The sequence below is a fragment of the Clostridium oryzae genome, from assembly GCF_002029235.1.
GTDB classification, from domain to species: domain Bacteria; phylum Bacillota; class Clostridia; order Clostridiales; family Clostridiaceae; genus Clostridium_AE; species Clostridium_AE oryzae.
The window spans coordinates 1-23,170 of sequence record NZ_MZGV01000020.1; the positions used below are offsets into that span (position 1 = coordinate 1).

At 31.4% G+C, this 23,170-nt stretch carries 18 protein-coding genes and 1 pseudogene; 17 read left to right on the top strand and 2 right to left on the bottom strand.

The window, feature by feature from the left end; translation table 11 throughout:
- Nucleotides 1–240: 240 nt before the first annotated feature.
- The 5 genes from CLORY_RS10680 to CLORY_RS10700 all read left to right on the top strand — a co-directional run bounded on the left by CLORY_RS10680 (nt 241) and on the right by CLORY_RS10700 (nt 8,483).
- Nucleotides 241–1,233, top strand: a complete 993-nt coding sequence (locus CLORY_RS10680) for an NAD(P)H-dependent glycerol-3-phosphate dehydrogenase (protein WP_079424111.1) — start codon at nt 241–243, stop codon at nt 1,231–1,233.
- Between the two features lie 150 nt (nt 1,234–1,383).
- Nucleotides 1,384–1,788: a glycerol-3-phosphate cytidylyltransferase gene (tagD, locus tag CLORY_RS10685; RefSeq protein WP_079424114.1), complete on the top strand. Its 405-nt coding sequence runs from the start codon at nt 1,384–1,386 to the stop codon at nt 1,786–1,788.
- An 84-nt stretch (nt 1,789–1,872) separates the two neighbouring features.
- The gene (locus tag CLORY_RS23770) at nt 1,873–4,599 is read left to right on the top strand and encodes a CDP-glycerol glycerophosphotransferase family protein (protein WP_079424118.1); all 2,727 of its coding nucleotides are present in this window, start codon (nt 1,873–1,875) and stop codon (nt 4,597–4,599) included.
- Between the two features lie 93 nt (nt 4,600–4,692).
- Complete coding sequence (locus CLORY_RS10695; protein ID WP_079424121.1) at nt 4,693–5,940, top strand: CDP-glycerol glycerophosphotransferase family protein; 1,248 nt, start codon at nt 4,693–4,695, stop codon at nt 5,938–5,940.
- Nucleotides 5,941–6,182: 242 nt separating this feature from the next.
- A complete protein-coding gene (locus tag CLORY_RS10700; RefSeq protein WP_079424124.1) occupies nt 6,183–8,483 on the top strand; it encodes an N-acetylmuramoyl-L-alanine amidase in 2,301 nt (766 codons plus the stop codon).
- Nucleotides 8,484–8,535: 52 nt separating this feature from the next.
- On the opposite strand, the gene CLORY_RS10705 is transcribed toward CLORY_RS10700, so the two are convergent.
- Complete coding sequence (locus tag CLORY_RS10705) at nt 8,536–10,041, bottom strand: recombinase family protein (protein WP_169911588.1); 1,506 nt, start codon at nt 10,039–10,041, stop codon at nt 8,536–8,538.
- 145 nt (nt 10,042–10,186) lie between these two features.
- On the opposite strand from CLORY_RS10705, the pseudogene CLORY_RS10710 reads away from it, so the two are divergent.
- The 4 genes and pseudogenes from CLORY_RS10710 to CLORY_RS10725 all read left to right on the top strand — a co-directional run.
- Nucleotides 10,187–11,176, top strand: a pseudogene (locus CLORY_RS10710) (hypothetical protein); the annotation flags it as partial.
- A 174-nt stretch (nt 11,177–11,350) separates the two neighbouring features.
- Nucleotides 11,351–11,794, top strand: coding sequence for a cell wall hydrolase (locus CLORY_RS10715; protein WP_079424131.1), 444 nt, complete (start codon nt 11,351–11,353; stop codon nt 11,792–11,794).
- 47 nt (nt 11,795–11,841) lie between these two features.
- Nucleotides 11,842–12,402 (top strand): hypothetical protein, encoded by a 561-nt coding sequence (locus CLORY_RS10720; RefSeq protein WP_079424134.1) that lies wholly within the window; start codon nt 11,842–11,844, stop codon nt 12,400–12,402.
- A 249-nt stretch (nt 12,403–12,651) separates the two neighbouring features.
- On the top strand, nt 12,652–13,242 hold the full coding sequence (locus tag CLORY_RS10725) for a metallophosphoesterase family protein (protein WP_079424137.1): 591 nt from the start codon (nt 12,652–12,654) through the stop codon (nt 13,240–13,242).
- 123 nt (nt 13,243–13,365) lie between these two features.
- Here CLORY_RS10725 and CLORY_RS10730 read toward each other — a convergent pair whose 3' ends face one another.
- On the bottom strand, nt 13,366–15,285 hold the full coding sequence (locus CLORY_RS10730; RefSeq protein ID WP_079424140.1) for a BMP family ABC transporter substrate-binding protein: 1,920 nt from the start codon (nt 15,283–15,285) through the stop codon (nt 13,366–13,368).
- Nucleotides 15,286–15,810: 525 nt separating this feature from the next.
- Between CLORY_RS10730 and CLORY_RS10735 the strand changes: the two genes are divergently transcribed.
- The 8 genes from CLORY_RS10735 to CLORY_RS10770 all read left to right on the top strand — a co-directional run bounded on the left by CLORY_RS10735 (nt 15,811) and on the right by CLORY_RS10770 (nt 23,168).
- On the top strand, nt 15,811–16,422 hold the full coding sequence (locus CLORY_RS10735; protein WP_079424142.1) for a sugar transferase: 612 nt from the start codon (nt 15,811–15,813) through the stop codon (nt 16,420–16,422).
- Nucleotides 16,423–16,444: 22 nt separating this feature from the next.
- Nucleotides 16,445–17,245 (top strand): glycosyltransferase family 2 protein, encoded by an 801-nt coding sequence (locus tag CLORY_RS10740; RefSeq protein WP_242954396.1) that lies wholly within the window; start codon nt 16,445–16,447, stop codon nt 17,243–17,245.
- 72 nt (nt 17,246–17,317) lie between these two features.
- The gene (locus CLORY_RS10745; protein WP_079424144.1) at nt 17,318–18,418 is read left to right on the top strand and encodes a glycosyltransferase; all 1,101 of its coding nucleotides are present in this window, start codon (nt 17,318–17,320) and stop codon (nt 18,416–18,418) included.
- Nucleotides 18,419–18,505: 87 nt separating this feature from the next.
- Complete coding sequence (locus tag CLORY_RS10750; protein WP_079424146.1) at nt 18,506–19,741, top strand: DUF6337 family protein; 1,236 nt, start codon at nt 18,506–18,508, stop codon at nt 19,739–19,741.
- Between the two features lie 2 nt (nt 19,742–19,743).
- Nucleotides 19,744–20,751: a glycosyltransferase gene (locus CLORY_RS10755; RefSeq protein ID WP_169911589.1), complete on the top strand. Its 1,008-nt coding sequence runs from the start codon at nt 19,744–19,746 to the stop codon at nt 20,749–20,751.
- Between the two features lie 78 nt (nt 20,752–20,829).
- Entirely contained in the window at nt 20,830–21,639 is an 810-nt protein-coding gene (locus tag CLORY_RS10760) for an acyltransferase (protein ID WP_079424150.1), read from the top strand.
- Between the two features lie 8 nt (nt 21,640–21,647).
- The gene (locus CLORY_RS10765) at nt 21,648–22,058 is read left to right on the top strand and encodes a sugar 3,4-ketoisomerase (protein WP_079424153.1); all 411 of its coding nucleotides are present in this window, start codon (nt 21,648–21,650) and stop codon (nt 22,056–22,058) included.
- Nucleotides 22,059–22,070: 12 nt separating this feature from the next.
- A complete protein-coding gene (locus tag CLORY_RS10770; protein ID WP_079424155.1) occupies nt 22,071–23,168 on the top strand; it encodes a DegT/DnrJ/EryC1/StrS family aminotransferase in 1,098 nt (365 codons plus the stop codon).
- Nucleotides 23,169–23,170 lie beyond the last annotated feature (2 nt).

A 23,170-nucleotide genomic window follows, 5' to 3' on the forward strand; every position in this document is an offset into this window, starting at 1 on the left:
GTAATAGATAAGGACTGTTTTCTGTATTTTATCTTAAAACAATCCTTACTTTTTTGAATATAACTACCATAACAGAAGTTTTTTACTGCTTTGATATATAAAACTGGAAATGTTTAAAGATTTAATATATAATAAACATTGTTATAATTTGAAAATTGGATGGAAATTTGATATAAATATAGATTATTATCAAAGAAATAGACCCAATATAGAAATAAAGCTTAGAGAGGAATGATTTGAATGAATAAAGTAACATTTTTAGGAGGAGGAAGTTTCGGAACAGCCTTGGCTATTTTATTAGCTGACAAGGGGATTGATGTAAGTATCTATGACATAAATGCTGAAGTTATTAACGACATAAATAACAATAGAAAAAATGATAGATACATAAAGGAACTTAATATTCCGGAAAGAGTTACTGGATACACTGATATAGATTTAGCTTTGCAGGGAGCCAGCTTTGTTGTTTTGGCTGTGCCTTCTCATGTAATTAGAAGCGTTTGCAAAAGTATAAAAGGAAAAATAAACAAAAACATAATAGTTGTATCTATAGCAAAGGGTATGGAGGAAGGAACTGACCTTAGACTTTCTGAGGTGATAAGTCAGGAATTAGAAAATCCTGTTGTTGTAATGAGTGGACCTTCTCATGCTGAGGAGGTAGCTATAGGTATACCAACAACTATAGTAGTATCTTCAAAAGATATGAATAGTGCAGAAAAGGTACAGGATTTGTTTATGTCGTCTAACTTTAGAGTATACACAAATGACGATCTTATTGGTGTTGAAATAGGGGGAGCTGTTAAAAACATAATAGCTTTAGCAGCAGGAGTATCAGATGGGATTGGATTAGGAGATAACTCGAAAGCTGCATTGATGACTAGAGGAATAGTCGAAATCAGTAGAATAGGAGAAGAGCTCGGAGGAAAAGCAGAAACATTCTTTGGATTAACAGGCATTGGTGATCTTATAGTTACATGTACATCAATGCATTCAAGAAATAGGAGAGCTGGTATTCTTATTGGAAAAGGTGTACCTGTCGAGGAAGCTATAAAAGAAGTTGGAATGGTTGTCGAAGGAGTAAGTGCATGCAGAGCTTTTTATGAGTTAAAGGAGAAACTTAATGTATGTATGCCAATAACAGATATGCTTTATAAAGTTCTATTTAAAGGAAAGACTCCTCAGCAAGGCGTTGAGGAATTGATGCTTAGAGAAAAGAAAAGCGAAATACATTAGTAATAGCTTTTAAACACCCAAGTTTAATGAGCTTTTATTTAATAATGATATTTCATAGAAGTATACATATAAATTATTTTTGTTGAGCTTGCGACTCTATATCATATTAAAAATCGAAGATTAAATATATTTAGGTGGTGCATTATTAGAATGAGAAGAGTATTAACTTACGGAACATTTGATTTATTTCATGAAGGTCATATAAATTTACTTAGAAGAGCAAAGAAGTTAGGAGATTACCTTATAGTAGCAGTATCTACTGATGAATTCAACGCTATAAAAGGCAAGAAAGCATATTATAGTTTTGAGGCAAGAAAGAAAATATTAGAGGCAGTAAGATATGTAGATTTGGTTATTCCAGAGAACAAATGGGAACAGAAAATTGAGGATGTTAAGAATTACAACGTAGATGTATTTGTTATGGGCGATGACTGGAAAGGCAAGTTTGACTTCTTAAAGGAATATTGCGAAGTCGTTTATTTAAGCAGGACAGAAGGCATATCCACAACTAAAATTAAACAGGATTTGGGCGTAAAAGATGGTTCTGATGACTAGCAGGTGAGTAAAAAGTTATACATAAATGAGCAAAAAAGTTAATAAGCTTAATTTTTCTGCTTATCGTAAAAATGGAGGCACAAAATGGACAAAGAAGAAGTACTAATTAAAAATATATACTTACTTGAGAATAAAATATTTCTTGAAACAGAAAAAACTATAGATAAACTATGTCTAAAATCCTTTAATTCGTCATTGTTATTCAAAGTAGTGCAAAACACTATAGATTTAGAACAGCTAATAAAAGAGAATGCTAGTTTTTTTGAATATGCTTCGCTGTGTAAGGTCTGCGCTGTAAAAGACAATAATTCTTTAGTTAACTTAAAAATACAATTAGTAGATCAAGCTAAGAAAGAGTATATCTGCAAAGGAGTACATTTTCTTGTTAACGAGGATGTTTATAATGTAGATATATACTTAAATAGTGTTGGTGAAATAAATATAGAAATTAATATCGGTAATGATGAAAAGCCTATATTAGCAGAAACTATATACGCAGATGATAGGCAAATTAATTTATCTGTTGCTTTACCAAAGACGTACATGAGTTCACTTACTTCAGATGTAGGCAGTTGTCTGAATAGTAAAGTGCTTTTATTTTCTCAGGACAACAATATTTTAGAGTACAAATGTAAGGCTATTGATAAAAATATATTGCACTTTGCTATTGGTTTTGATTCGTTTCCATTAAATAAAGATAATACATTTAAGGCTGTGCTTCGTTTAGAAGGCAGATATCCTAAAAAGATTAGATTGAAAAAGAATATTCATTTTAAACGAGTAAAACTTATCGATAAAACTACTGTTAAATCACTGATAGTGACTTCAGATGAAGAACATAATGAGCTTGCATTTATTATAGATAGCAGGATATCTGTGTTACCTAAAGTGGATAAAGTACATGTAGACAATGAAGATGTTATTATTGAAGGTACTCTTAATTCAACATTGTATGCTTATGATCATCCCTCAATTAAAGCTAAATTAAGGCTGATAAATACTGAAAGCAATATACAGATAGCAGATGACATCAATGTTGAAAAGGATAGATTTTTATATAAGATTCGTAAATCGGATATATTTGAATTGAAGAAGGTTGCCTATGGAAGTTGGAACATGAATATTGATATACTCAGAGATGGTCAGGTTATTGATAGTAAACCACTTAAATATGTCGATGAGAGTCAAGTTGTCCTAATTTCAAATGAACTTTACAACGATAGGGACACTTCATTTATGGAACTTTTCTTGGAAGGTGAAGAAAAGAATCTTCAGTTAAAAATAGCAGGTAGAGTTACAATAAAACAGATACTTAACATAAGAGTCAGCGGAAGCAGATTAAAGATAAAATATAGAACTAGAGAAAATGTAGAAGCTCTTCTTGACAAAAAAGATATACGTACGAGTATTATGAATTCGGTAGAAGAATTAAAATGTCAAAAGGTAGTTAAGCTTGGTAAAAAGACATACGCTTGCTACTATACAGCAAATGATATAAAGAAATTTATGGATGAAACTTTCAAAAATGGTTTAGCCTTAATTACTGCAGTTGATGGAAAAGAGTACACTAATTTAGTACCAGAAATAAATAAGTATTCTGTGTATTTCAGTTTCATGGAACATTTGGTTAACTCAAGAAAGTATAAAATTTTATGTATCAAACTGTATAATAAGCTGTTCACTAAGATGCCTATAAAGAAAAAAAGGGTTATTTTCGAAAGTTTTCTTGGCAGAAATATGTCTGGAAATCCTAAATATATTTATAATTATTTTGTTGAAAACGGCTTGGATAAGGAATATGAATTAATATGGTCATTAAATGACTTGAATGAGGATATACCTGGTAATGTTAAGAAAGTTAAAAGAAAGACTTTAAAATATTACTATTATATGGCAACATCTGGCTATTGGGTTTTGAATGCGAGACACCTTGAAGAAATACAAAAAAGACAAGGGGTAACATTCTTACAAACATGGCATGGTACTCCGCTTAAGAAGCTTGGAGATGACATGTTTAACGTAACTATGGCTGGAATGAAAGACATAAATCAATATAAAGAAAAGTTCTTCAAAAGTTCGAGACAGTGGGATTACCTTATTGCTCAGAATGATTATTCAGCAGAAATATTTAAGAGAGCATTTAGATTTTATAAGAAGATGTTAGACTATGGATATCCGGCTAATGATATTTTATATAGACATAATAACAAAGAAGATATTGATAAACTTAAGGATAGACTAAGAATACCTAAGGATAAAAAAGTTATACTTTATGCTCCAACTTGGAGAGAAGATAATTTTTACCAAAAAGGTCATTACAAAGCTACGATGGAATTGAATCTAGATAAGATGCAGGAAAAGCTTGGAGAAGAATATGTTCTTCTACTTAAGATGCATTATTTAATAACCAATTCAATAAATATAGAAAACTATAAAGGATTTGCATTTGATTTATCACAGAATTCTGATATACAGGAATTATATCTTATATCAGATATTTTGATTACAGATTATTCTTCTGTAATGTTTGATTATAGTAACTTAAAAAGACCTATAATATTTTTTACTTATGATTGGGATAAATATATGAGTGAGTTAAGAGGTGCATACTTTGATTTAAAAGCAGAAGCACCTGGTCCTATAGTTAAGACTACTGATGAGGTGGTAGATTCTATTTTGAATTACAAAAAATTAGGCTCAATGTATATTGAAAAGCAGCAGAACTTTTATAATAAATTCTGCCATATTGATGATGGTAAAGCAGCTGAGAGAGTAGTCAATGAGGTTTTTTTACACAAAAAGGAAAAATAGATTTATTTAGATAAGTTAAGGGCTCTTTTTACTACCAATAGTAAATGTACTCTTAATTTATCTGATTTAACTGTTTATACTATAGGAGATGCTATGAATTTGCTAAAAAAGATAAAAAGAAAAGTTATATCAAGAATAAAAAAGCACAAGAGGTTTGTTAAACTTGCTAATACGGTTAGAAATAGGATAAAAAAGATAATATACCGTAAGCTATTTGTTCATACGAGGATAGATGAGAGAAAAATAATTTTTTGTAGTCATCTTGGAAGAAATTATTCGTGTAATCCTAAAGCCTTATATGAGTATATGCTTAAGAATCATAAATTTGATGATTACGAGTTTATTTGGGCCTTTGGCGATAAAGATAAGTATTCAATAGACAGAGGCATTAAGGTGAAATATGGAAGCCTTAAGTATCTATATTATCTAAGTAAATGTAAATATTGGATATTTAATGCTAAGATGCCTGGATTTTATATAAAAAAACCAGGACAGATATATTTGCAAACTTGGCATGGTACACCTCTTAAAAAATTAGGGCTAGACATAAATGTAGGTGAAGATGCTACTTTTTATAGAAATAAAATCAGCAGAGAACAAATGGTTCAAACTTATATAAATGATTCTATGAAATATGATTATTTTATTTCTGCAAACAAGTTTTCAACTAAGGCGTTTAGTACTGCCTTTAATATAAAAGAAGACATAATTATTGAAACAGGTTATCCGAGAAATGACGAAATAGTTAATGCTGATAAAAAATATGTGGAAGCTCTTAAAGATAAGTTAAATATCCCAAAAGATAAAGTTATAATACTATATGCTCCTACATGGAGGGACAATAAATATACGCAAGATGGATATTTCCAGGAGCTGAACGTAGACTTTAGAAAGTGGTATGAAAAATTAGGTGATAAATATTATATAATTTATAAACCTCACTATTTAATTAGTAATACTAAAAATATGTACATGAATCCTAACTTTATATATGATGCAAGTGAACACGAAGATATAAACTGCCTTTACATTATAAGTGACATGTTAATTACAGATTATTCTAGTGTATTCTTTGATTATGCTGCGTTGAAGAGACCTATATTATTTTATATGTATGATTTAGAAGAATACAAAAATAATCTTAGAGGTTTCTATCTAGATATATATGAGGATCTTCCTGCACCTATCATTGAGGATGAGGAAGAACTTCTAAATAGTATATTAAATATTGAAGAAGTCGAAATTAACTCTAAAGAGAAATATGATAGATTTTATGATAGGTTTTGTGCATTAAATGATGGAAAATCTTCAGAAAAAGTATTGAGAATTCTAGTAAAATAAAAGATATTCGCATTGAAAATTGTATTTTAATGCAGATATCTTTTATTTTTAAATAATATTAGCCGAATTTGGCAGTATTTTATTTTTAGAATAAGAAAATGCAATCTTAATGCCTCTCTTAATCTAAAATGCTAGCTGAGGGAAACTGAACTTTAAAATGAAATATAGTATAATTTAATATAAGTATAATAATGGTTAGATTATAGGCCATATAGCAAAATTGACTAATAGAAGGTGATAATTTGAGAAAGTATTTTCGATTTCTAATCCTATTTGTGACGCTTTTATATATGTGTATGGTAAATGTGAATAATGTACAAGCGGCTTCACTTCCTATGAGAATGTATCTTGATAGTGTAAAAAGTAACATGAAAGTACATGGTTCCACACTTACTGTAAAGGGATGGGCACTAAGCAGTAATGGAATAAGTAAAGTTAAGATTTATATGGATGGAAACTATAAAGGAAAAGCTACATATGGAAAAATTAGAAATGATGTTAAGAAGGTATATACAAAGTATAAGAATGCAGATAAATCAGGTTATACATATACTCTGCCTTTAAGTTCATATAAATCCGGAAAACATAAAATTGTAGTACAAGCTGTAGATAAAAAGAATAAAACATATTCTATAGTTAGATACTTTACAGTAATAAAGTCAATACCAATAGGAGGCATTGAAAAACCGAAAAGTAATTCTAAAGTATCAGATAGCAAATTTACTGTAAGCGGTTGGGCTATAAGTAAATTTGGTATAAAAAACATAAAAGTGTATTTAGATGATAAATACAAAAAAAGTGCTTCTACCAGCATTACTAGGAAAGATATAGCTAAAAAATATTCAAGTTATTCATTAAAATATGCAGCTAAAAGTGGCTATAGCTGTAGTATAGATACGTACACTACAGCTCCAGGTAAACATACGTTGAAAATTATTATTACTGGAAATGATGGCGGAACAAAAACTTACAAAAAGACTATATACATATCTAAAAAATCTTCAGTAATGAGTATAGAGAGTCCAAAGGCTAGTCAAACTTTCAATGGATCAATAGCAAAAATAACAGGATGGGCTTTAAATGATTCTGGTGTTAGAGAGGTACAGGTAAGTGTCAGCGGTAAGTATCAGGGTAAAGCTTCTATCGGTATATCTCGTACTGATGTAGGTAAGAAGTATAAAGGCTACAGATATGGTGATAAGAGTGGATTTTCTTATTCTTTAAAAATAGGTAGTTTATCTATTGGGAAACATAAGATAACTGTAAAAGTTTTAGGTTATGATGGTACAAGCCAATCAAAATCTGTGACTATAGCAAAGAAAAGTGTAACTGCAAAAAAATCCTATGACACCACACTGCGAAATTTTGTAGATAAGGAATATAATAAAGGTGGAAATGTATATGGAAATACTTCCACAGCGGCAACTAGATCTCAAATAAAATATTATATGAGTCCTGGTAATTTCTCTGGTTCTACCAGTGGAAAATTCATGTTTTTAAAATTATCTTATGTATCAGGGATAAGTGTATATGATTTAAATACGATTTTAAAAGGCAAAGGTGTACTTAGCGGAAAAGGAGAAGCTTTTTTAGAAGGCGGTAAAAAATATAATGTAAATCCTATTTACCTTGTGTCACATGCATTTCTTGAAACAGGATATGGAACATCACAGCTTAGTAATGGTTCTTTGAAAGTCAATGGTAAAAAGACCTATAATATGTATGGTATAGGAGCTACAGATGGAAAAGCTAATAAGGCAGGTTCTGAAAGGGCATACAAGGAAGGCTGGTTTACGGTTGACAAAGCTATAATAGGGGGAGCGAAATTTATAGGTGCTAACTACATAAATAATAAATCCACGCCTCAGGATACGCTTTACAAGATGAGGTGGAATTATTATAATATGGCGCATCAATATGCCACTGATGTACGATGGGCAAGCAATCAGGTTGGAAACATAAAGAAACTTGTAGATATGACTTCAAAGTCTGCATTCGCATATGAGATACCTAAATATAAGACTGCAAAGACTCCTGTAGTGACTCTTGATCCAGCATACGGAGGTACTGAAACTGGTGCATCTGCTAACGGTCTTGTTGAGAAAAATGTTACTAAGGACGTAGCTGCTATGGTTGGAAGCATTTTGAAGAAACAATCTGTTAAAGTAATCTATACTAGAACAAATGATAAAACAGTATCTTCAGAAGATAGAATCACGATATCAAATAACGCTGGTGCTGATTATTTTGTATCACTTCAAGCTCATGATAAATATACTTATTACTATCCAAGCAGTACAAATAAATTAGGCAATGCAATAGCCGAAGCCATAAATGCAGTTATTAATGAACTGAAGGTTTCAACCAATTTAACTAAGTCCAATAAAACTATTGCAACGCTTGCAAAGACTACTTCTACATCAGTAATAGTTAATGTAGGGAATATTAAGAAATCAAAACAAGCGTCATCTTTAAAATCCAGTGATTATAAAAAGAAACTCGCTCAACAGATTGCTAATCAAATTTTAGACTTTGTGTATTAGAATAAAAGCGTATCAACCCTTTAACGTAGGTTTGGTACGCTTTTATATGTTTTTACACTCTAAGCTTTACATTGAGTCGACTTGCTTTAGCATCATAGAGAATATAATCGATACTAGAAGCTAAAATATCTTTTTTTGTGCTGATGCTGCACTCGGTTAACCAACGTTTTATATCCTGATATATTGTTTTGGAATCAAAACTATTAAGGCTTATCAATTGATTTTCTATAAGGGATAAATCGCTTTTCAACTTATTATTTTCCTTTGAAAGGCATTCAATTTTATCTGATATAATTTCTATTGAAGAAGGAGCTTTTATGAAGCATAGATTACTAATCAAATTATCTATAGATAATCTATTTGAATTTATTTTTTTATTTAGCTTTCTTATCTCTTTAATACAAAAAGAATTGATGTTATTTTTACTTACACAGGAATCTAAAATAGTCCTATCGATAAGAGCTGCAAAGAAATGCAGTATAGCATTTTCTAAAATATCAACTCTTAAATAATCAGCACCACATAATGGACATTTAAAATAATATAATCTAGAGCCATCTTTTCGTTTATGTCCTAAACAAATTTTCATGGATTTTTCGCATTTTTTACAAATAATTATTCTTGAATTAAGAAAACTGTAATGGGTCTGTTTTGAACGTGAAAATGTAGATTTAGATTTCAGAAGTTCATTAGCCTTTTTCCATAAAGGTAAAGCTATAATCGGTTGATGTACTGAAACTGCAGCGAATATAGCTTTTGCTTTATTACTATTGTTTTTATTTGGTTTACGATTGTATGGTAAATATCCATAACCGTTAGGAGTTCCATACACAGTATATCCTATGCTTCTCAAGTATTCAGAAGCTTCCTGAGAGGATTGAAGATAAGTAGGGTTCGTAATAATATTTAGTACAGAATTCGCTGAAAAAGTATAGTTCCGCTCTTTCAAAAAACGGCTTATATAGCTTGCAGAATAATCTTGAACGTACAGCTCAAATATATTTTTTATTACGCTAGATTCGGATTCAATAAGTTCTAGAAAAGCAGCTTTCTTATTGTTTTTAATAGTAATCATACTCTTATAGCCTAAAGGAACTTTGCCGCCTGTCCATCTGCCCAATTTAGCAAGTTCAAGCATATTATCTGATACTCTTTCGGAAATGTTTAATCTTTCCATTTCAGCAAATGATGCTAAAATTAGCATTAGCATTTTACCTGTAGGTTTTGAAGCATCAAAGCCTTCGGTTATACTAACAAGTTTTACAGAATATTTTTCTAATGTATCAAAAATATTAACGAAATCTACTATATTTCTAGCTATCCTATCTATCTTATATGTTGCTATTATTTCAAAATGCCTTGATTTTGCATAATCCATCATTCGAAGAAAACTGGGTCTATTAATATTACTACCCGAGAAGCCTTCATCTTCAAATATAGTAAATTCACAGTCATCATATCGTTTCATAAAATAATCTTTGCATAGGTTTACTTGATTTTTAATGCTTTCACCAGTATCAGTTTCAATAGATTTTCGAGAATAAATTGCAATATTCATCATGATGCTCCAATTTTAAAACTTGCTTATTATATTATATGAAATTACTAGTTGTTTTAGCCTTAATAAGTACCTTGGTAAGAATTAGTTGAAATATTAATCAGAAGAACGAGCAGACGTAGAGTGCAACCTTTTTTAAGCTAATATTGCACTACCGCCTATAGGTGTAGCAATGGCTATGAATCTATTTGGACATGGTGTTGCTCTATCAGGTGATTTCGTCATTCAAGGTGCTCCGAAGCTAACAGCTGATGCAGCAGGAATACCTGTGAATAATGTAGTCTCTGCAAGTATACCACTAGTAATGATAATGGGAATTACGACTACTGTCGCAGCTTATTACTTCCTTTCTAAAGATATGAAAAATAATAAAATACAACATAATAAGAGTGAAATACGAGGAAAATATATACACGAAAACACAGTAGAAGAAGTAGTAAAAGTACCATTTTCAGGCAGGTTAAGAAAAGCTTTTGCTATTGCAATTCCATTAGTATTCGTAATAGATATAGTCATAATGTACTTTCTGAAACTGCAAGGTGGCGATGCAACTGCATTGATTGGAGGTACAGCTCTATTTATATTGATTATAATCGCAATTTTTGCCTATAAAAGAGCTTGTCTTGAAAAAGTTACGGACAACTTTATCGAGGGACTTATGTTTGGCTTCAAAGTATTTGGGCCAGTAATACCAATAGCCGCATTTTTCTATCTTGGGGATGCGGGAATATCTGATATAATAGGAAAAGTACTCCCTGTAAAATCTCAAGGTATAGTAAATGATTTGGGCCTGGCATTAGCTAATGCCGTTCCGATAAATTCAATCGTATCTGCAGTAACAGTTACTGTAGTAGGTGCAATAACTGGATTAGACGGATCAGGATTTTCAGGTATATCTTTGGCTGGTTCTACTGCAAAATTATTTGCGCTTGCATTAGGAAAAGGTACGGCTACACTGACTGCTTTAGGACAGATAGCTGCCATATATGTTGGTGGAGGAACATTGGTTCCTTGGGCATTAATTCCTGCTGCAGCAATTTGCGGTATAAACCCATTTGAACTGGCAAGACGTAATTTTAAACCGGTTATGATAGGACTAGCAGTTACTGTTGTCGCGGCAATAATTATTTTATAAATGCTAATGAGTGGATCTAGAGAAAATGCTTTACTATAATCCACCCATTAATATTTATATTCGTAAACATTAAAATCTGTTAGAAGTTTTTTATGGGAAAATTAATATTTTTGTAACCAATTAGATTCTTTTGAATATTCTATATAGTGTACACTGAATAGAGGAGTGAATATAGTGGCTTATTCCGACAGAGAACTATTGGCTAGAATAATAAGATGTGAAGCTGGTGGAGAAGGACAAAACGGTATGAAAGCAGTAGCTACCGCAGTTATGAATAGGGTGAGAGTTTCATATGGAGAATATAGAAGAATAGGTCAAGGAAATTTAAGAAATATTATATTTCAAAAAGGGCAATTTGATTGTGCAACATCAGTACTGGGAGGAATGCCAAATCCTCAGACGATATGGGCGAATCCACCCACAGAAGTACACTATCAATTAGCGGATTGGGCATTAGCAGGAAACAGATTGTTTACAGTCGGTGCTTCATTATGGTATTTTAATCCGTTTGTCCCTGAATGCCCATATTATTTTCCTGTAAATAGAACAGGGAGTTTTCAAGTAAGAGTAAATCAACACTGCTTTTATAATCCTACTGAGCTATACTCAGAAACATAGACTTATGAATCATATTAATAGTAATTAGTAAATTTAGGAGGAAATATATGTCTGAAAGTTTTTGTGATGACTGTTTGGCTAGACAAAATAACGCAAATATAGCTTCAGGATGCGGTACTGGAGGATGGAATGCTGGAGCATGGACGTTAGGTGGAAATCAGCAAAACGCTATGGGACAACAAGTTCCTATTAATCAGCAGGCTGCTATGAATCAACAAGCATCATTACCTCAATCAGCTATGCAGCAGCCTATTATGGGTTCAACTGCTGCGAATTTAGGCGGTATGCCTGGCGCTGTAGTATCTGGTGGTGGAGCAGGTATGCAGCAACCATCTGGTGCATTTCCATCACCTGTTCCTGGAGTAGACTTTGTTCAAGCACCAGGCTCACCTGTATTCCAAGGGCAGGGATATACACAGGCGTTTCTTAGAAGAAATATCGGAAGAAATATGCGAGTAGAATTTCTTATCGGGACTAACTTATTAACTGACAGAACTGGAACTCTACTTGAAGTTGGCATAAGTTATATTGTGCTTCAACCTACAGATAGTGATGATCAACTTATGTGCGATATATATTCTATAGTATTTGTTACTGTATACTATTAGGAAAAATAATAGTATTTTGAAAAGCCAGTTATTTTTACGAAAATAACTGGCATTTTGCTGAAAAATACGAAGAAGTAAAACAATTTGTAGAAATGTAAACCATATTATTTTATAATGATTATATAGACAAGAGCTTTCTATATAATTTTATCAAGTAAAGTCCAATCAAATATTTGCGCTGATAATAACAATCGGGATGTTTACGTTAATCTTATATAAAGACAGCTTAGAAAAAGGCGGGGTAACATTTTGAAAATATTACTGGTAGCAGATTTAGAATCAAGGTATATATGGGATTATTTTCAACCTGAAAAATTTAAAGATATAGATATAATAATATCCAGTGGTGATTTAAAGGCAGAGTATCTCTCTTTTTTAGTAACTATGATAAAGGCACCGTTGTTTTATGTTCCAGGAAATCATAATGATAAGTATCTGAAGAATCCACCTGAAGGCTGCGAAGATATAGACGGGAAAATTATTACCTATAAGGGCATAAGGATTATGGGACTCGGAGGAAGCATGCGATATAATTTTGGTAATTATCAATATACAGAAAGAGAAATGAAGAAAAGAGTATTTAAAATGGGACTAAAGCTTTGGTTAAATAAAGGCGTAGATATATTTGTAGCTCATGCACCACTTAAAGGCATCGGCGATGGAAACGATTTGTGTCATACGGGATTTAAATCATTTTATTCCATATTAGATAAATACGAGCCTAAATATTTTATTCATGGACATCAGCATCTTAGCTATGGATATCAGCCTGAAAGAATAAAAAAATATAAGACTACAACTATAATAAATGCGTATGATCATTACATACTAGAATATTAATAATTAGGAATAATGAGTGATGGTAAAAATTCAGATGTGCCGAATTTTGCTTGCAGAGATAATCTAAATTGATTTAGCAATACATTAAAAAAGATTGCACCCCGACGGAGGGCACAATCTTTTTTAGCTTTCTACATCTTCCACAAACCAATCCATTGCAAGTATCTGTTCGTGTGTAGCAATAGCGTCTTTATCAAAGCGCAGCATACCTTTAGAATCATTAATAGGTCCTGTAAATGGATATAGAACACTTTCGATTATCATTTTCCTCATAACATCCACAAGTTTCTGAGTAGCTTTTGGAACATGTTCCTTCGAATAATATATATCTAAAACTCCTGAAGCAATACCCCACCAAAAGTTTAACATCTGATATTGGTTACCATACATATCATGAATAGTTTTTAAAGTGTCGTTCAATATGCTTTTTAATATTTTCTCATAGAAGATTCCCCAGTTCCAAATAGGAGCTGCAAGGTATTTATCTGGAAGTCCAGTGCTTAAGTCAATACTGGAGAGCATCGAATAAACACCATACTGGTAGGTTACAGGATGAGGGGTCAATACCGCTTGATTTGATATTATATCTGACCCTGCATCAATTAACTCTTTTGCAGCATTCGTATTTTTCATATCACTGTTCCATTCATTAGTCCAACTGACTTTAACTTTAACATACGGATTAACCATTTTTGCGCCAAGCGTAAACGCATTTATTGAACTCACTACTTCAGGATCAGGAGTAGTAGCTACATATCCTAAAATATTAGTTTTAGTCATTGAACCTGCAATTATGCCTGTCAAAAATCTAGGCTCATAAGTGCGGCCGAAATAGTTGCCTACATGTACGTATGGCTGGTATTCTGAACAGTTAAAGAATCTAATATTAGGGTAATCCATTGCGCATTTTAATGTAGCTTTGTTAAAAATAGGACTTGTAGTGAATATAACATTATTTCCTTGTCTAACTAGATCTCTAAGAACTTGGTATGCTCCCGAAGTGTTCTCTGGAACATTTTCTATGAAATTCGTTTCAACTTGATCCTCCAAAAGCTTACTAACATATTGTCTTCCTATTTCATGTGCATAAGTCCAGCCAGAAGAATCTATAGTTCTTGCATAAGCAAAAGCAGCTTTTAACTTTTTCTTCTTTGGAAGAACTAGCGAAGTCAAAGCGGAAATAACACTACTTGTTGTAGAACTAGGTTTTTCTATAGGCACAGTTTGAACAGACATGCCGGAATAATATGATTTGTGCTCAAGTTCCGTAATCAGCTCTTTTACCTTTGGTATAGTACTTTTCTCATCTAAATAATCCGGAATTCCATATATTTTTGCATACTCTAAAAATGCATCACCAGTGGTTAATGGGAGTTTTGAATCACAGAGACTGTTATAAATACTGCTGAATGCTTTATATACATATATATCAAAATGCCTATATTTAGTATCTACAGCAGATCTCTTGGGATTATATTTGTCCAGCATCTTTAACAATTTACCGAAATTCTCAATCTTAGAAAAGTAAATTGAAAATAAATTTGTAATCTTATTAAATTTAAGAAACTCATAATAAAGACATATGTCATAATCATTTTTGTCTTTTTTCGGAATAAATCTAGTAACTGTACCTGTGATAGAGTACGCATCAAAATATTTTAGTACGCTTACTCTTTTATTTCCTTCTTGAACGTAATACCAATTTAAATATTCATATATTTTTATAGAATGCTTTATTCCTTCATTTAAGTGGGCTTTGCATAGATTAATCCATTTTCCACCGAATTCTGTATCTTCAGACAATAATGGCATAAAGTTCTTAGCTAAAGATAGACTTCTTAAATGTGAGTAAGTGCCTATAATTTGTTTTAATGGTATCTCTACGATACCTAAATCTACTTCTGAAACAATGTCAGTATTTTTTAATATACCTTCTAAAGACGGAAGGTAGCCATTTTCACCTCGAGAAACACATCTATTGTATTCTTTAATTCCAAGTTTTCGGGCATCGAGATAATAACCCTCAGGAGATAAATCTTTCATAAATCTTCACCTCGCCATATAAGCGTTACAATATAGAAAAATTGCATAGTCAGAAAGTATTACTATAACTATGCAATTCGTTGATAGATTTATTATAGCATAAATTCACATATTGGTTACAGTATATTTTCTAAGTAAGGTGTTTTATATATTTATAAATATTCAACGGTTTTCTTGGAAATTCTAAGTTGTTTTCTATCTGATGTTAAGAATTATATCTTAAAGTTAAAATGCAAGCTGATTATATTACAGCCAGCAATATCATACTCAAGAAAAAATGAAGATTAATGGAAAATATTACACAAGCGCTAACATTGAAAATCGAAATATGTCGATATATAATAAAATATATAAAATGTATATGAATGATTAATAATGCATGGCATATATTCTGTTTAATTTTAATTTGCCGATAATATGACTTTACCCAATATATCTAAATATGGATAAATAATGGCTTAATGTTGCATTATTAGATTCAATATGGAAAAGGTTGTTTTTGCATAAAGGGGGCATCAATTAATCATGAAAAGAGTTTTAGACTTTATATTTAGCGCTTTATTAATTCTAATGTTAATCCCTATATTTATTATTATTGTTATAATAATAAAATTAACCACAACAGATTCGCCTATATTTAAACAGCAGAGAGTAGGTAAAGATAATAAGGTTTTTGTGATCTATAAGTTTAGAACCATGAAGGCTAATACTCCGAACGTGGCAACATATTTATTGAAAAATCCTAATGATTATTTAACATTTATAGGCAAAATTTTAAGAAAAACAAGTTTAGATGAATTACCTCAGCTTATGAATATACTGAAAGGTGATATGTCCTTTGTAGGACCCAGACCTGTTATTTCAGAAGAAAAAGAATTAATACGCCTTAGAACTGATGCAGGTGTGCATAAATTAGTACCTGGACTTACGGGATGGGCTCAAGTTAATGGCAGAGATGCATTGATGATGCACGATAAAGTTAGATATGACAAGTACTATTTGGACAACCAGTCACTATGGTTAGATATCTATATAGTAATTATAACTTTCTACAAAGTGCTAAAGAATGAAGGGGTTATTGAAGGTAATAAAGTACCAGAGGCATTAGTACAAAAAAATAATATAAAAATTGACTAAACGATATTAGGAGGAAAGGCAATTGACTAAATGTATCGAGCATCATGTAAAAAAGAATGATAGAACTCCTGATAAGGCACAAAGTCTAGTTTCAATAATAATTCCAGCCTATAATTGTGAAAGGTTTATAGGAATTACGTTAAATTCAGTAATTGGTCAGACTTATTCTAATTGGGAAGCTATTGTAATAGATGATTATTCAACAGATAATACTGGACAGATAGTAAAGAAGTACGCTGAACGTGATAGCCGTATCAAATATCACAGATTGATTAAAAACTCTGGTGCAGCAATTGCTCGAAACACAGGGGTAGAATTATGTGAAGGAGAATTTATTGCTTTTTTAGATAGTGATGATGTATGGTACCCTCAGAAGTTATCTAAACAGATATCATTTATGAGGGAAAATGGATATATGTTTACTTGTACAAGCTATGGGAAAATTGATGAAGATGGTAGTCAGCTTAACACAACTATAGTTGCTAGTATTAAACAAGACTACAATGGAATTTTAAAGAATTGTCCAGGAAATTCTACTGTAATATATAACTGTAAAAAGTTAGGAAAATTTAAAATACCCAATATTAGAAAAAGGAATGATTATGTAATGTGGCTGCAGATTATTAAAAAGGCAGTGTACATTTATGGACTAGATGAAGTTCTTGGAAGTCATAGAATTAGAAAGGGTTCTTTGTCTAGAAACAAAATGGGATTAATAAAATACCATTGGCAGGTATATAGGCACATAGAACATTTATCAGTAATAAAATCAATTAATTTGATATGTTATTTGTGTTTCAAGAAAGTTTTAAGGATAAAATAGTGATGGAAATTACGATACTCGATGATATGGAATACTTAGAAAATAATTCTGTAAATAAGAAATGGGGATAGCATGAAGATTTTATTTTTATCTGCTGCAAGTAATATTCATACAGTTCGGTGGGTAAATGCACTGACAGAAAGAGGTTATGAGGTACATCTAACTTATAATGCTAATCATAAACCTAATAAAGATATTATCAGTAATGCTGTATTTAGGCATGAACTTAAATTTTCTGGTGTAGCAGCGTATTATCTAAACGCATTTGAAGTATATAAGCTGTCAAAACAGATAAAGCCAGATATAGTAAATGTACATTATGCAAGCGGATATGGTACCTTAGCACGCTTTGCAAGACTAAAGCCTTCAGTTTTATCAGTATGGGGAAGTGATGTCTATGATTTCCCATATCAAAGCAAACTAAAGATGAAAATAGTAAAAAAGAATATCAGCTATGCATCTATAGTAGCATCTACTAGTTATTCGATGGCAGATCAGGTGAAAAAGTTAATGGGTAAGAATATGGACATTCCTATAACACCATTTGGTGTGGATACTCATTTATTCAAACCTTTGCAGTTGGAAAAGAAGAAACAAAAATTCGTTTTTGGCGTGGTAAAAACATTAGAACGTAAATATGGGATTGAGTATATCATTAAAGCATTTAAAGCTGTCGCTGATAAGCTTGAGAAAGAAAACAACAGTAGTACTCCTGTATTAGAGATATATGGTAAGGGTACCTTGGAAAATGAGCTAAAAAATTTGTGTAAGCAGTTAAATGTTGCTGATAGAGTTTTTTTTAAAGGATACATTGCCAATAAAGATGTTCCACTTGTGATTAATAATATGGATGTTTTTTGTCTTGGAAGCGTAATGGATAGTGAAAGCTTTGGAGTAGCAGCTGTGGAGGCAATGGCCTGCGAAGTACCAGTAATAGCAACAGATGTAAGCGGCTTTAAAGAAGTGATGATACATGGAGAGACTGGGTATATTGTACCTAGAAAAGATTCTGACAGTATGGCTGAAAAAATGTATGAATTACTAAAGTATAGTAAAGTGAGAGAAGAATTAGGCAAAAATGCTAGAGCTAGAGTTATTGAGTTTTATGACTGGGATAAGAATGTAAGTGAGATGGAAATTATCTATAAAAGCTTAGTTAATAATCCACGCTAAACTAGTGTATAGACTAGTAACCTGTTCGCTAGTACAGCTAAGAGAAGAATTTACAATAGAATTGGACTTATTAATGGGCGGTGAAACATGGAATTTATATTGCTATTAATTTTTTCATTAACATTATTAATTGAATATTTTCAAAATAAAAGTTTGTTTAATGGATATTTTCTCGTAATCGGTCCATATATAATCATTGCATTACTTAATAATTATATAATGAGCAGCTTTGGATATGAGAAGTTGAATACTGATTCACTTTATATACTGTTTTTTGGAGGTCAGATTTTCTATGCAGGTATGATTGCGTGTAGGAGTCTTTTACATTCAAAGAAAGATAGATCTACTCATCTATCAGATAACAATATTGAATCAGTTAAAATAAATATTAATATAAAAATAGTTTCATATTATATAGCTTTTGTTTTACTTTTTAGGTTATTTCAAATCATTAGTATATATCGTCAGGGAGGTATAGCATATATAACAAATAATGATTTTGAAGTCATGCAATTAAAAGGAATAGGTGCCCATCTGGAGTTGAGTATCTTTCCACTGGAAGCAATAATGTTATACGAAGGAATTAAACAAAGGAAAAAAATCTTTTTTCTTTTGTATTTTCTCGGCATTGTTATAGCGTTTTCAAGTTTTATAAAATATCATGTCATAGCATATGTTATGATTTCCTATTTATATTGTTCAATTAAGGACAAGCATTTGATGAAAAAAATGCTTAACTATATAATTGTAGGAATTTTAGGACTATTCGTTCTAAATTATTATATTAGCTTTTTGCTCCGTAATATGCAGTATGCAGGTAATCAATACCTGTATAAGATATGGAACTATATAGGCGGCAGCAGTATAAATGCCAACTGGGTTACTTCAAATCTATCGGGTTCATATAGTTCTAAAGATTATATGCTAAACACATTTATGACATTACCTAATCTATTTTTCGATAAATTGATAGGATTGAGGGTTGAAGGCCACTTGATTACGATGGGATTTAGAAGTATTAATGAATGGAATATGACTTCCAATGTTATAGGAGTTTTATATAATATTTATCTGACAAATAATATTATATTCTTTGTATTTGCGCTTCTTGTATGGGGGGCAGTAACGGAATTAATAGTCATTATGGTGAAAAGAATTCGAACTGAGAAAATAGCACTTTTTGCGAGTGTTTATTTTACTTTTAACGCACTGTCTTTTTTTGCAAATTATTTTACGCTAGTACTTCCATGGGAATTACTGATTTGGAGTCTTTTAACTATTCCTATAATAAATTTAGTAGTTCCAAAGGCAAGGAGGATATAATAATGTTTTTTACATTTGGAGTTATAACATACAATCAGCAGAAGTATGTCTTGGAAACTCTAGAAAGTATAAAGTATCAGATAAAAATTTATGGGAAAAACATGAGATTCAATTTAGTGGTTTCTGATGATGCCTCTAAAGATCTTACACTAGTATATGTAAAGAAGTGGCTGGCTTTAAATCCTGATTTGTTTGAAAATGTTAAGATATTAAGCTCAAAATCAAATATTGGTACTGTAAATAACTATCACAGACTACTAGATCACGTTGAGACAGAAGATTTCAAAGTGATTGCTGGAGATGATTTGTTTTCTAATAATAATCTGTTTAGCTATGTGAGCTTATTGAAGAAATATGATCTTGTTTCATATTTCCCTTTGTATTTGCAGCAGGGAAGGATTTACTATGATGATAATAGATTAGTAAGATTTATATATGGAATGGATAAAAATTATAAATATTATCTTGATGAAATTAAGAAAGGCAGTTTATTTCATACACCTTCAACATTTTTTAAAAACTGTCTATATACTGATAGCTGCAGAGAATTTGTGAGTGAATTCTATCTTTTTGAAGATGATCCAAGATGGTATAAATTTTTGAAGGATAATCTAAATTTAAACATAAAATTTTTGCTTAATCCTCTCATATTATATAGAATGCATGATGAATCTGTATGCCATGGATTACCTAAAAAAAATAAGACAGCAGATATTTTTACTAGCGACCTAATAAAACTAAAGAAGCGATATTATGATGATGAAAACGGAATTTTAATGAAATTGTACCTAAAATGTGATATTTTTTCATTTAAAATTAGTAATCCATTATTAAAACCTATCAATTACATTAGAAGAATTGAATTAATAAAAAGAAAGCAAAGTAGAAACGTCAAAAAATCAATGGCTGAAGCTAAAAGTATATTGAAAAATCAATGTCGTAGCAGCAAAGAGTACTACAACGAAATATGTAAAAAAGTTAATGAAGCTATCAATAGATTCGAAAAATGAGATTTTAATAAACAGCTCAAGCACTTATATGACAGCAGTTTAGTTTTAATAATTACTAACGATGAGGGAGAGATTTAAATGATTCATCCATCAGCCAATATAGGCAAAAATGTAACTATAAAAGATGATGTAATAATATGTGAAAATGTGACGATAGAGGATAATGTTTATATAGATTATGGCTGTATTATCAGAGAAAATGTTCACATTAAAAAAGGAAGCTTCATTGGTGCGAGAAGTATTCTTGGCGAATATTTATTTGATTTTTATGGGGATAAAGTCAATAAGCTTCATCCACTAGTAATAGGTGAAAATGCACTGATTAGAACTGAAAATATAATATATGGAGATACAAGTATAGCTAATAATTTTCAAAGTGGTCATAAGGTTACTATTAGGGAACATACTACAATAGGCAGAAATGTTAGAGTAGGCACTCTGTCAGATATACAAGGCTATTGTGAAATAGGAAATTATGTTAGTATGCATAGCAATGTTCATGTTGGACAAAAAAGTAAGATTAAAGACTATGTATGGATTTTCCCTTATGTAATTTTAACAAATGATCCCACACCTCCATCAAATGAATTAATAGGAGTTACTATAGATTCATTTGCTGTAATTTCTACCAGAAGTGTTATACTTCCAGGTGTTCATATAAAGGAAGATGCATTAGTAGGGGCTGGAGCTGTAGTTACGAAAGATGTGCAAAAAGAGATGGTGGTAGTTGGTAATCCAGCAAAAGAGGTTTGTTCCGTTAGAAAAATCAAAAATAAATTTACCGGAGAAGCAGTTTATCCATGGCGTAATAATTTTAAAAAGGGAATGCCTTGGGAAGCTTCAGATTTCGAAATATGGATTCAGGAAATAAAAATTATAGAAGAGTAGGTGAATCGATGTATAATTGTTCGCTAATTAAATTTAAGGATATTACAGATAAATATGGACATTTAACTCCCATTGAAGGCAAAATAGATATACCATTTGAAATAAAGAGAGTTTATTATATCACTGGTGTTGGACAAGGAGTAGTAAGAGGATTTCATTCACATAGGAAGCTTCATCAAGTACTCATATGCCTAAATGGTTCAGTTAAAATCAGAACTAAGAATCCTGAAGATGAGGAACTAACTGAACTAAATGATCCTTCAGTTGGTTTGTATATTGGCCCTCATGTATGGAGAGAAATGTTTGATTTCACTGAAGGAAGTGTACTGTTAGTTCTTGCTTCAGAGAATTATTCCGAAGATGATTATATAAGGAATTATGATTTTTATTTAGAGGAAGCTATAAAAATATATAGGTAGGAGAATCAAGTTATGAAAGTTCCTTTTGTTAGTTTTGAACCTATGCATAAAGAAATAGAAAATGAAATATATGATCAATTTAGGTCAGTGTACAGCAGAAATTGGTTTATACAAGGTGAAGAACTTTCCAAATTTGAAAATGAATTTGCAGAGTTTTGTGATAGTAATTACTGTATAGGATGCGGCAATGGTCTTGATGCACTTTATTTAATTTTAAGAGGTTTCGATATAGGTGCTGGAGATGAAGTCATAGTACCATCTAATACTTATATTGCTACTGCACTTGCTGTTTCTTATACAGGAGCAAAACCAATTTTTGTAGATCCTGACTTAAAAACATATAATATTAATTCCGAACTGATAGAGAGGGCTGTAACTAGTAGAACAAAGGCTATTATTGCGGTTCATCTTTATGGGCAACCTGCAGATATTGATGAGATAAATAGCATTGCAAAAAAGTATGACTTAAAAGTAATTGAAGATTCAGCACAAGCCCATGGAGCATTATATAAAGGGAAAAAAGTTGGAAGCTTAGGGGATGCTTCAGCATTCAGCTTCTATCCGGGAAAGAACTTAGGGGCTCTTGGGGATGCTGGAGCTGTTGTAACAAATAATAGGGAGCTGGCTGATAAGATAAGAGCCCTCGGGAATTATGGTTCTAGCAAAAAGTATCATCACATATACAAGGGCAACAACTCAAGACTTGATGAAATGCAAGCGGCATTTTTAAGAGTAAAACTTAAGAATCTTGGTAAATGGAATGAAGAAAGAAGAAGAATAGCACAAAAATATTCAGAGGGAATAAGCAGCGATATCATATTTAAGCCTTATGAAGCACATTATTCGATGCATGTATGGCATCTGTATGTGATTAGGACCGAGAGAAGGGAAGAACTTAGTTCATATTTAAATATGAACGAGATAGGAAATGTAATTCATTATCCAATACCTATGCATTTACAGTCAGCATATAAGGAGCTAAATATAGAAGAAGGAAGTCTGCCTATAGCTGAAAAAATATCTAAAGAAGTGATAAGCTTACCTATTTGGTACGGTATGAAGGATGAAGAAATAAACTACGTCATTGATAAAATTAATAGCTGGAGATAATT

Coding starts and splice junctions, on each gene's coding strand:
- CLORY_RS10735 (WP_079424142.1), top strand. CDS start 15,811: ATGAAAAGAGTTTTAGACTTTATATTTAGCGCTTTATTAATTCTAATG.
- CLORY_RS10760 (WP_079424150.1), top strand. CDS start 20,830: ATGATTCATCCATCAGCCAATATAGGCAAAAATGTAACTATAAAAGAT.
- CLORY_RS10705 (WP_169911588.1), bottom strand. CDS start 10,041: ATGAATATTGCAATTTATTCTCGAAAATCTATTGAAACTGATACTGGT.
- CLORY_RS23770 (WP_079424118.1), top strand. CDS start 1,873: ATGGACAAAGAAGAAGTACTAATTAAAAATATATACTTACTTGAGAAT.
- CLORY_RS10765 (WP_079424153.1), top strand. CDS start 21,648: ATGTATAATTGTTCGCTAATTAAATTTAAGGATATTACAGATAAATAT.
- CLORY_RS10770 (WP_079424155.1), top strand. CDS start 22,071: ATGAAAGTTCCTTTTGTTAGTTTTGAACCTATGCATAAAGAAATAGAA.
- CLORY_RS10730 (WP_079424140.1), bottom strand. CDS start 15,285: ATGAAAGATTTATCTCCTGAGGGTTATTATCTCGATGCCCGAAAACTT.
- CLORY_RS10680 (WP_079424111.1), top strand. CDS start 241: ATGAATAAAGTAACATTTTTAGGAGGAGGAAGTTTCGGAACAGCCTTG.
- tagD (WP_079424114.1), top strand. CDS start 1,384: ATGAGAAGAGTATTAACTTACGGAACATTTGATTTATTTCATGAAGGT.
- CLORY_RS10720 (WP_079424134.1), top strand. CDS start 11,842: ATGTCTGAAAGTTTTTGTGATGACTGTTTGGCTAGACAAAATAACGCA.
- CLORY_RS10755 (WP_169911589.1), top strand. CDS start 19,744: ATGTTTTTTACATTTGGAGTTATAACATACAATCAGCAGAAGTATGTC.
- CLORY_RS10695 (WP_079424121.1), top strand. CDS start 4,693: ATGAATTTGCTAAAAAAGATAAAAAGAAAAGTTATATCAAGAATAAAA.
- CLORY_RS10745 (WP_079424144.1), top strand. CDS start 17,318: ATGAAGATTTTATTTTTATCTGCTGCAAGTAATATTCATACAGTTCGG.
- CLORY_RS10750 (WP_079424146.1), top strand. CDS start 18,506: ATGGAATTTATATTGCTATTAATTTTTTCATTAACATTATTAATTGAA.